Below are 12,445 nucleotides of genomic sequence, written 5' to 3' on the forward strand. Positions count from 1 at the left end.
GGCCGGCGGCCGCTCAGGCCAGCGACCCGATCGGCGCCGCCGGGGTCGCCGCCGTGTCGTGGTGGATCGGGGTGTGGGCGCCGGTGAGGGGGACGCCGCTGCCGCCGCGGCGGGCCGCGACGATCTCCGCGGCGATCGACAGGGCCGTCTCCTCGGGGGTTCGGGCTCCGAGGTCGAGGCCGATCGGGGAGCGCAGCCGGGCCAGTTCGAGTTCGCCGACGCCGACCGCGCGCAGCCGTTCTTCGCGGTCCAGGTGGGTGCGGCGCGAGCCCATCGCGCCGACGTAGGCGACCGGCAGCCGCAGGGCCAGCCGCAGCAGCGGCACGTCGAACTTGGCGTCGTGCGTGAGGACGCACAGGACGGTGCGGCCGTCGACGTCCGTGCGCTCCAGGTACTCGTGGGGCCACTCGACGACGATCTCGTCGGCGTCCGGGAAGCGGGCCCGGGTGGCGAACACCGGGCGGGCGTCGCACACCGTGACGTGGTAGCCGAGGAACTTGCCGACCCGCACCAGCGCGGAGGCGAAGTCGATCGCGCCGAAGACGATCATCCGGGGCGCGGGCACCGAGGACTCCACCAGGACCGTGAGCGGCGCGCCGCAGCGCGAGCCCCGTTCTCCGATCTCCAGGGTGCCGGTGCGGCCCGCGTCCAGGAAGGCGCCGGCCTCGGCGGCCACCGTGCGGTCGAGTTCGGGATGGGCCCCGAAGCCGCCGTCGTGGGAGCCGTCGGGGCGGACCAGCAGGGCGCGGCCGCGCAGGGCGGCCGGTCCCGCGGCGATCCGGGCGACCGCCGCCGCCTCGCCCCGCGCGGCGGCGGCCAGCGCGGCCGCGAACACCGGCCGGGCGGGACCGTCCGCCCGGACCGGCGTGACCAGGACGTCGATGACGCCGCCGCACGTCAGACCGACGGCGAAGGCGTCCTCGTCGCTGTACCCGAAGCGCTCCAGGACGGTCTCCCCGTCCTCGAGCGCCTGCCGGCACAGCTCGTACACCGCGCCCTCCACGCACCCGCCGGAGACCGAGCCGACGGCCGTGCCGTCGGCGTCCACCGCGAGGGCGGCGCCCGGCTGCCGCGGGGCGCTGCCGCCGACGGCGACCACGGTGGCGACGGCGAAGTCACGGCCCTGCTCGACCCACCGGTTGAGCTCCTCGGCGATGTCCAGCATGTCTCGGTCTCCCAACGGGGTTGTGGTGTACGGGTGTCGGACCGGGCTAGTGCACGCCCAGCCAGCCCTCGATCGGGTGGAGGGCGAAGTAGACCAGGAAGACGGCCGTCAGCCCCCACATGAAGGCACCGATCTCGCGGGCCCTGCCCTGGGCGGTCTTGATGGCGGTGTAGGAGATGACGCCCGCTGCGACACCGGTGGTGATGGTGTACGTGAACGGCATCAGGACGACGGTCAGGAAGACCGGGACCGCGGTGGCGCGGTCGGCCCAGTCCACGTGCCGGGCGTTCATCAGCATCATGGCGCCGATGACCACCAGGGCGGCGGAGGCGACCTCCTGCGGCACGATCGCGGTCAGCGGGGTGAAGAACAGGCAGGCGGCGAAGAACAGTCCGGTGACGACCGAGGCGAGGCCCGTGCGGGCGCCCTCGCCGACCCCGGTGGCCGACTCGATGAACACGGTCTGGCCGGAGCCGCCCGCCACGCCGCCGATCGCACCGCCGGCGCCGTCGATGAACAGCGCCTTGGACAGGCCCGGCATCCGGCCCTTGTCGTCGGCGAGCTTCGCCTCGGTGCCGACGCCGATGATGGTGGCCATCGCGTCGAAGAAGCCGGCCAGCACCAGGGTGAAGACGATCATGCCGACCGTCATCGCGCCGACCTCGCCCCAGCCGCCGAACTCCACGTGCCCGAAGAGCGAGAAGTCGGGCATCGAGAGCGCGCTGCCGTGCAGTGCGGGCGCGCCGCCCGCCCACTGCTTCGGGTCGATGACGCCGAGGCCGTTGAGGACGGCGGCGACGACCGTGCCGGAGACGATGCCGATGAGGATGGCGCCGGGGATGTTCCGGGCCTGGAGCATGAAGATCAGCAGCAGGGTGCCGGCGAAGAGCAGGACCGGCCAGCCGGCGAGTTCGCCGGCGGGGCCGAGGCTCACCGGGGTGGCCTTGCCCTGGTGCACGAAGCCGGCCTTGTAGAAGCCGATCAGGGCGATGAACAGGCCGATGCCCATGGTGATGCCGTGCTTGAGGGCGAGCGGGATCGCGTTCATGATCATCTCGCGCAGTCCGGTGACGACCAGCAGCATGATGACGACGCCGTAGAGCACGCACATGCCCATGGCCTGCGGCCAGGTCATGTGGGGGGCGACCTGCGAGGACAGGACGCCGGAGACGGACAGGCCGGCGGCGAGCGCGAGGGGCACCTTGCCGACGAAGCCCATCAGCAGCGTGGTGAGGGCCGCGGCGAACGCCGTCGCGGTGATCAGGGCCTGCTGTCCGAGGGTGTCCCCGGCCGCGTCCTTGCCTGACAGGATGAGAGGGTTGAGCAGGAGGATGTACGCCATCGCCATGAAGGTGGTGATGCCGCCGCGCACCTCACGCGCGACCGTGGATCCTCTGCCGCTTATGTGGAAGTACCGGTCGAGCCAGGACCTGCCGGCCGGGACGCGGGAGCCTTCGCCCGCGTCTTCGGCTGTGGTCCTGGGCTCCACTGACTGCTGGGTCATGGGCCAACTCCCAAGGTTCACAGGGGCACCCGGCTGCCGTGGGGCGGCAGGCGGGATTTGGGATTGGACGGCCCGGGGGACGGCCCGAGACGAACGTGGTACTTGCTGACCGGCGCCGGGACGGCCGAGGGTCGGGCCTCGCCCGGCGCCGGGGTGCCTCGCGTCGCGGCCTCGCCGCGACGCGACGGCGGCCGTCGCTACGCGGTGCCCGTGAGGTGTTCCGGGCGGACCGGTGTGCGGTTCAGCTCCAGTCCGGTCGCGTTCCGGATCGCCGCGAGGACGGCCGGGGTGGACGACAGGGTCGGGGCTTCGCCGATGCCACGGAGCCCGTACGGGGCGTGGTCGTCGGCGAGTTCGAGCACGTCGACGGGGATGGTCGGCGTGTCGAGGATCGTGGGGATCAGGTAGTCCGTGAAGGAGGGGTTCCTGACCTTCGCGGTCTTCGGGTCGACGATGATCTCCTCCATCACCGCGACGCCCAGTCCCTGCGTGGTGCCGCCCTGGATCTGGCCGACGACGGAGAGTGGATTGAGCGCCTTGCCGACGTCCTGGGCGCAGGCCAGTTCGACGACCTTGACCAAGCCGAGTTCGGTGTCGACCTCGACGACGGCGCGGTGCGCGGCGAAGGAGTACTGGACGTGGCCGTTGCCCTGCCCGGTGCGCAGGTCGAAGGGCTCGGTCGGCCGGTGCCGCCACTCCGCCTCGACCTCCACGGCCTCGTCCTCCAGGACGTCGACCAGGTCGCCGAGGACCTCGCCCGCGTCGGTCACCACCTTGCCGCCCTCCAGCAGGAGTTCGGCCGTGGTCCAGGCCGGGTGGTAGGAGCCGAACCTGCGGCGCCCGATCTCCAGGACCTTCTCCCGGACCAGTTCGCAGGCGTTCTTCACGGCGCCGCCGGTGACGTACGTCTGCCGGGAGGCGGAGGTCGAACCGGCGCTGCCCACCCGGGTGTCGGCCGGGTGGATGGTCACCTGGCTGACGCCCAGCTCGGTGCGGGCGATCTGCGCGTGGACGGTGACGCCGCCCTGGCCGACCTCCGCCATCGCGGTGTGCACGGTGGCCACCGGCTCGCCGGCGATCACCTCCATGCGGACGCGCGCGGTGGAGTAGTCGTCGAAGCCCTCGGAGAAGCCGACGTTCTTGATGCCGACCGCGTAGCCGACGCCGCGTACGACGCCCTCGCCGTGCGTGGTGTTGGACAGACCGCCGGGGAGCTGGCGTACGTCGGCGCCCTCGCTCGACTCCCACTGGCGCTCGGGCGGCATGGGCATCGCCTTGACCCGGCGCAGCAGTTCGGCGACCGGGGCCGGGGAGTCGACGGGCTGCCCGGTGGGCATGAGGGTGCCCTGCTCCATCGCGTTGAGCCGGCGGAACTCCACCGGGTCCATGCCGAGCGCCGCGGCCACCTTGTCCATCTGCGCCTCGTAGGCGAAGCACGCCTGGACCGCGCCGAAGCCGCGCATGGCGCCGCAGGGCGGGTTGTTGGTGTAGAGGGCGATGGCCTCGATGTCGACGTCCTCGACGACGTACGGTCCGACGCTGAGCGAGGAGGCGTTGCCGACGACGGCCGGGGAGGCGGAGGCGTAGGCGCCGCCGTCCAGCACGATCCGGCACTTCAGGTGGGTCAGCTTGCCGTCGCGGGTGGCCCCGTGCTCGTAGTACAGCTTGGCCGGGTGGCGGTGGACGTGCCCGAAGAAGGACTCGAACCGGTTGTAGACGATCTTCACCGGCTTGCCGGTGCGCATGGCCAGCAGGCAGGCGTGGATCTGCATGGACAGGTCCTCGCGGCCGCCGAAGGCGCCGCCCACGCCGGACAGCGTCATGCGCACCTTGTCCTCGGGCAGGCCGAGGACGGGCGCCATCTGGCGCAGGTCGGAGTGGAGCCACTGGGTGGCGATGTAGAGGTGGACGCCGCCGTCCTCCTCGGGCACCGCGAGGCCGGACTCGGGGCCGAGGAAGGCCTGGTCCTGCATGCCGAAGGTGTACTCGCCCTCGACGATGACGTCGGCCCGCTCGCGGGCCGCCGCGACGTCGCCGCGGACGATCGGCTGGCGGTGGACGATGTTCGGGTGCGGGACATGGCCGACGTGGTGGTCGTCGCGGTTCTCGTGCACCAGGACCGCGTCGGGGGCGGTCGCGGAGGCCTCGTCCGTGACGACCGGCAGTTCCCGGTACTCGACCTTGATCTTGGCGGCGGCGCGGCGGGCGGTCTCCGGGTGGTCGGCGGCGACGATCGCGACCGGTTCGCCGTGGTGGCGCACCTTGCCGTGGGCGAGGACCGGGGTGTCCTGGATCTCCAGGCCGTAGTTGCGCACCTCGGTGGGCAGGTCGTCGTAGGTCATGACCGCGTACACGCCGGGCAGGGCGAGGGCCTCGGAGGTGTCGATGGACACGATCTCGGCGTGCGCGACGGTGGAGCGCAGGATCTGGCCCCACAGCATGTCCTCGTGCCACATGTCGGACGAGTACGCGAACTCGCCGGTGACCTTGAGGATTCCGTCCGGGCGGAGCGTGGACTCACCGACGCCGCCCCGGGTCTGCGAACCCTGCGTGATCTTCGTAGGAGCGCCGTTCGTCGGCATCTCAGACCCCCTCGGACTGGCGGGCGGCGGCCAGCCGGACCGCGTCCATGATCTTCTCGTAGCCGGTGCAGCGGCACAGGTTGCCGGACAGCGCCTCGCGGATGTCCGCGTCGGACGGGTCCGGGTTGTGCTCCAGCATCTCGTCGGCGGCGACCAGCAGGCCCGGGGTGCAGAAGCCGCACTGGACGGCGCCGGCGTCGATGAACGCCTGCTGCACGGGGCTCAGTGGGGCGCCCTCGCCGGTCTGCGAGTCGGCGCCCTTGGCCTGCCACGCCCTGGCCTCGTCCAGCGAGGTGCCGCACGCGCCGGAGTCGCCGCACGAGCGCTGCCTGGCGTAGTCGGCGAGGCCCTCGACGGTCACCACCTCGCGGCCCTCGGCCTGGCCGGCCGCGACCAGGCAGGAACACACCGGCACGCCGTCCAGACGCACCGTGCAGGAGCCGCACTCGCCCTGCTCGCAGGCGTTCTTGGAGCCGGGCAGGCCGAGGCGCTCGCGCAGCACGTACAGCAGGGACTCGCCCTCCCAGACGTCGTCGGCCTCCTGCGGGCGTCCGTTGACGGTGAAGTTGACGCGCATCACGCAGCTCCCTCGGTGGCGCGGCGGGCGCCGCGGTACGACTCCCAGGTCCAGGTGAGCGTCCGGCGGGCCATGACGCCGACCGCGTGCCTGCGGTAGCTCGCGGTGCCCCGGACGTCGTCGATCGGGTTGCAGGCGCCGGAGCACAGCTCCGCGAACCGCTTGGCGACCGACGGGGTGACGATCTTGCCGTTGTCCCAGAAGCCGCCCTCCTCCAGGGCCGCGTTCAGGAACTCCTCGGCGGCCTTGGCGCGGACCGGCGTGGGCGCGGCGGAGCCGATGCCGGTGCGCACGGTGCGGGTCCCGGGGTGCAGGGCGAGGCCGAAGGCGCACACCGCGATCACCATGGCGTTGCGGGTGCCGACCTTGGAGTACTGCTGCGGGCCGTCCGCCTTCTTGATGTGCACGGCGCGGATCAGCTCGTCGGGCTGCAGGGCGTTGCGCTTGACGCCGGTGTAGAAGGCGTCGATCGGTACGAGGCGGGTGCCGCGGGCCGCCGACTCCACCTCGACGTCCGCGCCGGCCGCGAGCAGGGCCGGGTGGGCGTCGCCGGCGGGCGAGGCCGTGCCGAGGTTGCCGCCGACGCCGCCGCGGTTGCGGATCTGCGGGGAGGCCACCGTGTGCGAGGCGAGCGCGAGGCCCGGCAGCTCGGCGCGGAGGTTCTCCATGATCTTCGTGTAGGGGACCGAGGCGCCCAGCCGGACGGTGTCCTCGCCGACCTCCCACTCGTAGAGGTCGCCGACGCGGTTCAGGTCGAGCAGGTACTCGGGCCGGCGGTGGTCGAAGTTGATCTCGACCATCACGTCGGTGCCACCCGCAATCGGCACAGCTGTGGGGTGCTCGGCCTTCGCGGCGAGCGCCTCCTCCCAGCTGGCGGGGCGAAGGAAGTCCATGACCGGCTCTCTTCATCGTCTCGTGAGTCGTACGGATCGAGCCAATCCGGGTGCGGCGGGTCCGGCTCGTTCATGTGCTCTTTACGCGGAGTGGGCTCAGTACACCGCCCCGTACTCCGGCGGGGTCAGTCACCGAAACCATGAAGGAGTTGGCTGGCCACGACGGGCATCTTGTAGATTCGTATGAACGGAGGCCATCGGTAACCTCTCCGTTTTCCCCGGGAAACGCGGGTGGCGGCCCGGCGGCCCCGCCGTACGGCCCGGGCACGCCTGCTCCGGGCCCGTCACGGGCCCCCATCAGGATTCATCGTAGATTTCGAGACACAGAACGGCGGCGACGAGATGCGGCTGCGCGCACTGCTGGACACCGATGCGCTGGGGCTGCGGCTGCTCGGCGGCGAGGACGAGCTGGACCGCTCCGTGCGCGGGGTCATGACCACCGACCTGCGCGACCCGAGCCGCTATCTGTCCGGCGGCGAGCTGGTGCTGACCGGTCTCGCCTGGCGCCGCGACGCCGGCGACTCCGAGCCCTTCGTACGGATCCTGGTCCAGGCCGGGGTGGCGGCGCTGGCGGCCGGCGAGGCCGAGCTGGGCGCCGTGCCGGAGGACCTGGTGCTGGCCTGCGCCAAGCACCGGCTGCCGCTGTTCGCCGTGCACGAGTCGGTGGCGTTCGCGACGGTCACCGAGCACGTCGTGCGCCAGGTCTCCGGGGAACGGGCCGGCGACCTGGCGGCCGTGGTGGACCGGCACCGGCGGATGATGACCTCGGGCCCGGCGGGCGGCGGCCCCGACGTGGTCCTCGACCTGCTCGGCACCGACCTCGACCTGCGCGCCTGGGTGCTCTCCCCCACCGGCCGGCTGATCGCCGGCTCGAAGGTCGCGGGCCCGGCGCTGCCCGCCGGGACCTGCGCGCGGCTGGCCGCCGAGCACCTGGCCGCCGCCCGCTCCGGCCGGCGCGGCCCGCACCGGGTGACGCTGGACGGCAGCACGTACTCCCTGTTCCCCGTCCGCTCCTCCGGGCGCTCCCCGCAGGCCGCCGGCGACCTGCGCGAGACGGTCCTGTCGGACTGGCTGCTCGCGGTCGAGGCGGACGCCGGGGACTGGCCGGAGGAGCGCCTCGACCTGCTCCAGGGCGTCACCCAGCTGATCGCCGTCGAGCGCGACCGGCGGGACGCGGCGCGCACGGTGCGGCGCCGGCTCGCGCAGGAGGTGCTCGAGCTGGTGCAGACCGGCGCGGCCCCCGCCGAGATCGCCGCGCGGCTGCGCGTGGCCGCGCCGGTACTGCTGCCGGGCCTCGGGGCGGCCCCGCACTGGCAGGTGGTCGTGGCCCGGGTCGAGTGGGACGGGGCGGCGGTGGAGGGCGGCCCGGTCGCCCAGTCGCTGCTGGAGGAGATCCTGGTGGACCCGCAGGCCACCGGCCCTGAGCCCTCGGACCGCATCGCCGTCGCCCACGCCGGGGACGAGGCGATCGCCCTGGTGCCGCTGCCCGCGGTCTCCGCCGACCAGGACGGCTCCGAGTCCGGTCTGCTCGCCGACGCGCTGCTGCGGGCGGTACGGGAGCCGCTGTCGGCGGGCCTCGCCGACGACGGGCGGATCACCCTCGGCGTCAGCGCCGCCGTGCACTCGGCGGAGGGCCTGCGCGGGGCGCTGGAGGAGGCCCGGCACGCCCGCCGGGTCGCCGCGGCGCGCCCCGGCCGGGTCTGCGCGGCCGGCCACCAGGAACTGGCCTCGCACGTGCTGCTGCTGCCGTTCGTCCCGGACGACGTCCGCCGCGCCTTCACCGCCCGTCTGCTGGACCCGCTGACGGACTACGACCGACGCCACCGCGCCGAGCTGATCCCGACCCTGGAGGCGTTCCTCGACTGCGACGGCTCCTGGACCCGCTGCGCCACCCGGCTCCACCTGCACGTCAACACACTGCGCTACCGGGTCGGGCGGATCGAGCAGTTGACGGGACGGGACCTGTCCCGCCTGGAGGACAAGCTGGACTTCTTCCTGGCGCTGCGGATGAGCTGAGGCGACGGGAGCGGGACGGGGCCCGGCCAAGTCCGGCCGAGGTCCCCCGACTTTGTGAATTCTTTCACCCATCCCCTTGGCCAAGCCCCATGATTGGTGCTGGAATGCGGCCACCACTCAACAGCTCGACGGCGTGCTCGGGGAGGGCAACGTGGCGCATTCCGCCATGTCTGGTAATGGAACGACCGCAGGTGACGATCCTCTCCAGACCGCGGTATGGCGGTTGCGCTCGCGGGCCTGCTGGGCCGACGCGGCGGCCATGCTGCCGGCGGACACCCCGGCCGCGACCCTGCAGCGGGCCGCGCTGCTGGTCGAACGGTGCCTGTACACCGAGCGGGGCTGGGCCGAGGCGGAGGACGCGCTGCGCACGGCGGAGGCGCAGGCGCACACCGACGAGGAGCGCGGGGCGGCCGCCTGCGAACGCGGCCAACTCGCCTACGCCGCCACGCTGCACGGCGTACGGGACCGGGCGGACGAGGCGCGGGCCGCGCTCGGTCGGGCGGCGGCGCTGATCCCGCCGGGGGCCGTGGGACGGGCGCTGCTGGACTTCCGCCGAGGGCTGCTGGCGGAGAACCTGGCCCACTCGCCGCAGGCGGCGCGGGCGGCCTACCGCCGCGCCCACGCGGGCGCCACGGCGCACGCCGATCCGCTGCTGCTGTCCTTCACCTGGCGTCACCTCGCCGGACTGGCCCTGCGCGACGGGGAGTTGGCGGAGGCCCGGCACGGCTTCGCCGAGTCGCTGCGGATCCGCGAGGAGCTGGGCTACCTGGTGGGCACGGCCCCCGCGCTGGCCTCCCTGGCGGACGCGGAGTCGGAGCCGGAGGCCTCACGGCTGCGGGAGGAGGCCCGGCGGCTGTTCCGGCTGCTGGGCGGCGTCCCGACCTGGCTGGCCCGGCAGCTGGCCCCGCCCACACCGGGGGCCGCGACCGCCTGAGGGCCGTCTCAGAGCCGACTGAGAGGTTGCTGTGCCAGTGTGGCGCGCCCCGACCCCCTCAGGAGTGCTCGATGAGTCTGGTCAACGGCCTGCCGGCCCATGTGCTGCTGGTCCACATAGTCGTCGTACTGATACCGCTCACCGCGCTGGCCCTGGTGGCCGGCGCGGTGTGGCCGCGGGCCGCCCGGCGGCTGGGCGTGCTGCTGCCCTCGCTCGCCCTGGTCGCCCTGGTCAGCGTGCCGCTGACCACCCAGGCCGGTGAGTGGCTGGAGCGGCACGTCGACGACGACGCGCTGGTGCGCCGGCACACCGAGCTCGGCGACGGGCTGCTGCCGTGGGCGCTGGGCCTGTTCGTCCTGGCGGCGGTCGTGTGGTGGTCGGCACGCGGTCCGCGGCGGGAGGGCCGGGACGGCGGCGCGGCGCGGGCCTCCCGGCTCACCTCGCTGCCGCTGCGGATCGTCGTGTCGGTGCTGTCCCTGGCGGTCGCGGCCGGAGCCGTGGTCGACACCTACCGCATCGGCGACTCCGGCGCGAAGGCCGCCTGGCACGACGCCTACTCCAAGAGCGCGCACGGCGAGGACGACGGTTCCTGACCCACGCCTCCCTTCCGGGGGGGCGGTGGGCCGGACGACCCACTCCGCCCACCGCCGGCCGGCTCGCCCGGCACCCGCCGACGCCCACCGGGCGTTCACCGGCCCCAGACGACGCCCGCCGGGTGTCCGCCCGCCCTCGGGCAGCGCTCGCCGAGCTCCAGTCAACGGCAGAAGGCGCCCACCGGGCATTCAACTTCCGTCGGGCGGCGCTCATAAGGGGCCGACTGACGTCCGCCGACCGTCTGGCGGCGCCGGCCGAGCGTCCGTCGACGTCGGGCGGGGCTCGCCGCGCATCCGCCCCCTCGGGCAGCAGACGGCAATGGCCGGTCGGCGTCTGGCGGCGCCGGGCGGGTGTTCGGGCGGCTTCAGGCCGCGCCCGCGAAGTGGTCGGCGACCAGGTCTCGTACCACGTCGAGGTCGCGGGCGATCAGTGCCTCCAGGAGTGCCGTGTGCTCGGCGGCGTCGGCCACGAGGTCGGCGCGGCCGTGCCGGACGGGGCCGCCGACCAGCGGCCACTGGGAGCGGCGGTGGAGGTCCTCCGCCATCCGCACCAGCTGCGCGTTGCCCGCGAGGGACAGCACGGCCCGGTGGAAGGCGCGGTCGGACTCCGCGTACGTCGCCGGGCAGCCGGAGGCCGCGGCGCGTACCGTGTCCTCGGCCAGCGGCCGCAGCTCGGCCCAGCGCTCGGCGGGCACCGTGCGGGCCAGCCGCAGCATCACCGGCACCTCCAGCAGCGCCCGCACCTCGACCAGCTCGGCCAGCTCCCGCGCACCCCGCTCCATGACCCGGAAGCCGCGGTTGGGCACCACCTCGACGGCGCCCTCGAGGGTGAGCTGCTGCATGGCCTCGCGGACCGGTGTCGCGGACACCCCGAAGCGTTCGCCGAGGGCCGGCGCCGAGTACACCTCGCCCGGTCTCAGCTCGCCCGACACCAGGGCCGACCGCAGCGCGTCCAGGATCTGCCCGCGCACCGAGGAGCGCCGCACCGCGGCCCGGGGGCCCGGGATCGGACGCTCGCCGTGGGTGTGCTCGCCCCGCGCCCCGGGCAGGCCGGCGTCCCGCCGCCCGGCCGGCTCGGCCGCCCGCTCCCGCGCCGCGGCCCGGGCCTCGCCGAAGGGGTCGGCGGAGCCCTGCACACCCTGCTTCACGGGGCCTCCTCCAGCTTGTCGGCACTTGGGGTCATTAACGGCGGGTCGTCACTTGTCCGTCAAGCACCATAGGGGCACGACGCGGGTCTTCAAATTCCTCGAAGAATGGCTAAGGTTAGGCTTACCTTTGCACTCGATCCGCGATCAAGGTCCGGTGATCCCGCCATGCCCGCTACGGCCTCGCCGTTCGCCGCCGCGTACGCCCGCCTCACCGCGGCCTACCCGGGACTGACGGTCACCGAGCCGGACCCCGGACGGGCGCTGCCGGAAGGCGGCGGCTGGGTCGGCGCCGCCCGGCTCGCCGAGGGCGGAGCCGGGCTCGACGCCTTCCTCGCCTGGGACGAGGCCCAGGTGCTGCGGGACTACGGCCGGCGGGCCCGCCCCGACGTCGTCGCGAGCTTCGGCCTGCACCGCTACGCCTGGCCGGCCTGCCTGCTGATCACCGTCCCGTGGTTCCTGCACCGCCGGGTGCCCCGGCTGCCCGTGCCGGCGGTCTCGTACGACCGCGCCGCCGGCCGCATGGCCGTCCGCCCCGCCTCCTTCGCCTGCCTGCCGGGCGATCCGGCGGCCGCGCTGCCCGGCGCGGTCGTCGTGCCGGACGAGGAGGCACTGCGGGCCGAGGTGCGGGCGGCCGTCGCCGAGCACCTGGAGCCGGTGCTCGCCGCCTTCGGGCCGCGGATGCGGCGGCGCGGGCGCGCCCTGTGGGGCATGGCGACCGACGAGGTCGTGGAGGGCCTCTGGTACGTCGCCCACCTGTTCGGCCCGGAGGAGGAGCGGCGGGCCGTGCGGGAGCTGGAGCTGCTGCTGCCGGGGGCGACGCTGCCGTACGCCGGCTCGGCGGCGTTCCGCGTGCTGACCGGGCCGGCCGGCGAGCCGCTGGCCACCCGGGACCGGGCGAGCTGCTGCATGTTCTACACCGTGCGCCCGGAGGACACCTGCGCCACCTGCCCGCGCACCCGCGACAGCGACCGGATCGCCAAACTCACGGCCGCCGTGGCCGCCTGAGCCCTCCTCAGGTACCGCCCGCGCCTCC

Annotated in this window: 10 protein-coding genes; 4 read left to right on the forward strand and 6 right to left on the reverse strand. The window is 74.0% G+C overall.

What is annotated here, in order from left to right:
* Positions 1 to 13: 13 nt before the first annotated feature.
* The 5 genes from ACZ7JA_RS15360 to ACZ7JA_RS15380 form a co-directional block, all read right to left on the reverse strand.
* The gene (locus tag ACZ7JA_RS15360) at positions 14 to 1,165 is read right to left on the reverse strand and encodes an XdhC family protein (RefSeq protein ID WP_351665601.1); all 1,152 of its coding nucleotides are present in this window, start codon (positions 1,163 to 1,165) and stop codon (positions 14 to 16) included.
* A gap of 46 nt (positions 1,166 to 1,211) precedes the next feature.
* Entirely contained in the window at positions 1,212 to 2,669 is a 1,458-nt protein-coding gene (locus tag ACZ7JA_RS15365; RefSeq protein WP_470808662.1) for an NCS2 family permease, read from the reverse strand.
* Positions 2,670 to 2,866: 197 nt separating this feature from the next.
* Positions 2,867 to 5,251 carry a xanthine dehydrogenase family protein molybdopterin-binding subunit gene (locus tag ACZ7JA_RS15370; protein ID WP_470808664.1) on the reverse strand — a complete coding sequence of 795 codons (2,385 nt, stop codon included), beginning with the start codon at positions 5,249 to 5,251 and terminating at the stop codon, positions 2,867 to 2,869.
* A gap of 1 nt (position 5,252) precedes the next feature.
* Complete coding sequence (locus ACZ7JA_RS15375; protein ID WP_393429357.1) at positions 5,253 to 5,828, reverse strand: (2Fe-2S)-binding protein; 576 nt, start codon at positions 5,826 to 5,828, stop codon at positions 5,253 to 5,255.
* On the reverse strand, positions 5,828 to 6,721 hold the full coding sequence (locus ACZ7JA_RS15380) for an FAD binding domain-containing protein (RefSeq protein ID WP_351665609.1): 894 nt from the start codon (positions 6,719 to 6,721) through the stop codon (positions 5,828 to 5,830). Before ACZ7JA_RS15380 ends, ACZ7JA_RS15375 begins: the two co-directional genes overlap by 1 nt.
* A gap of 342 nt (positions 6,722 to 7,063) precedes the next feature.
* Here ACZ7JA_RS15380 and ACZ7JA_RS15385 point away from each other — a divergent pair, with 342 nt between their 5' ends.
* The 3 genes from ACZ7JA_RS15385 (at position 7,064) to ACZ7JA_RS15395 (ending at position 10,264) form a co-directional block, all read left to right on the forward strand.
* On the forward strand, positions 7,064 to 8,737 hold the full coding sequence (locus tag ACZ7JA_RS15385; protein WP_351665611.1) for a PucR family transcriptional regulator: 1,674 nt from the start codon (positions 7,064 to 7,066) through the stop codon (positions 8,735 to 8,737).
* A gap of 166 nt (positions 8,738 to 8,903) precedes the next feature.
* Positions 8,904 to 9,671 (forward strand): hypothetical protein, encoded by a 768-nt coding sequence (locus ACZ7JA_RS15390; protein WP_351665613.1) that lies wholly within the window; start codon positions 8,904 to 8,906, stop codon positions 9,669 to 9,671.
* A 71-nt stretch (positions 9,672 to 9,742) separates the two neighbouring features.
* Positions 9,743 to 10,264 (forward strand): DUF2231 domain-containing protein, encoded by a 522-nt coding sequence (locus ACZ7JA_RS15395; protein WP_389302404.1) that lies wholly within the window; start codon positions 9,743 to 9,745, stop codon positions 10,262 to 10,264.
* 365 nt (positions 10,265 to 10,629) lie between these two features.
* Here the strand turns inward: ACZ7JA_RS15395 and ACZ7JA_RS15400 are convergent, their stop codons facing one another.
* Positions 10,630 to 11,412 (reverse strand): GntR family transcriptional regulator, encoded by a 783-nt coding sequence (locus ACZ7JA_RS15400; protein ID WP_470808668.1) that lies wholly within the window; start codon positions 11,410 to 11,412, stop codon positions 10,630 to 10,632.
* A gap of 165 nt (positions 11,413 to 11,577) precedes the next feature.
* Here ACZ7JA_RS15400 and ACZ7JA_RS15405 point away from each other — a divergent pair, with 165 nt between their 5' ends.
* The gene (locus tag ACZ7JA_RS15405; protein WP_450745425.1) at positions 11,578 to 12,417 is read left to right on the forward strand and encodes a (2Fe-2S)-binding protein; all 840 of its coding nucleotides are present in this window, start codon (positions 11,578 to 11,580) and stop codon (positions 12,415 to 12,417) included.
* The last annotated feature ends 28 nt before the right edge of the window (positions 12,418 to 12,445 follow it).

The sequence above is a fragment of the Streptomyces sp. NPDC038135 genome, from assembly GCF_055601245.1.

Coding starts and splice junctions, on each gene's coding strand:
- ACZ7JA_RS15360 (WP_351665601.1), bottom strand. CDS start 1,165: ATGCTGGACATCGCCGAGGAGCTCAACCGGTGGGTCGAGCAGGGCCGT.
- ACZ7JA_RS15365 (WP_470808662.1), bottom strand. CDS start 2,669: ATGACCCAGCAGTCAGTGGAGCCCAGGACCACAGCCGAAGACGCGGGC.
- ACZ7JA_RS15370 (WP_470808664.1), bottom strand. CDS start 5,251: ATGCCGACGAACGGCGCTCCTACGAAGATCACGCAGGGTTCGCAGACC.
- ACZ7JA_RS15375 (WP_393429357.1), bottom strand. CDS start 5,828: ATGCGCGTCAACTTCACCGTCAACGGACGCCCGCAGGAGGCCGACGAC.
- ACZ7JA_RS15380 (WP_351665609.1), bottom strand. CDS start 6,721: ATGGACTTCCTTCGCCCCGCCAGCTGGGAGGAGGCGCTCGCCGCGAAG.
- ACZ7JA_RS15385 (WP_351665611.1), top strand. CDS start 7,064: ATGCGGCTGCGCGCACTGCTGGACACCGATGCGCTGGGGCTGCGGCTG.
- ACZ7JA_RS15390 (WP_351665613.1), top strand. CDS start 8,904: ATGTCTGGTAATGGAACGACCGCAGGTGACGATCCTCTCCAGACCGCG.
- ACZ7JA_RS15395 (WP_389302404.1), top strand. CDS start 9,743: ATGAGTCTGGTCAACGGCCTGCCGGCCCATGTGCTGCTGGTCCACATA.
- ACZ7JA_RS15405 (WP_450745425.1), top strand. CDS start 11,578: ATGCCCGCTACGGCCTCGCCGTTCGCCGCCGCGTACGCCCGCCTCACC.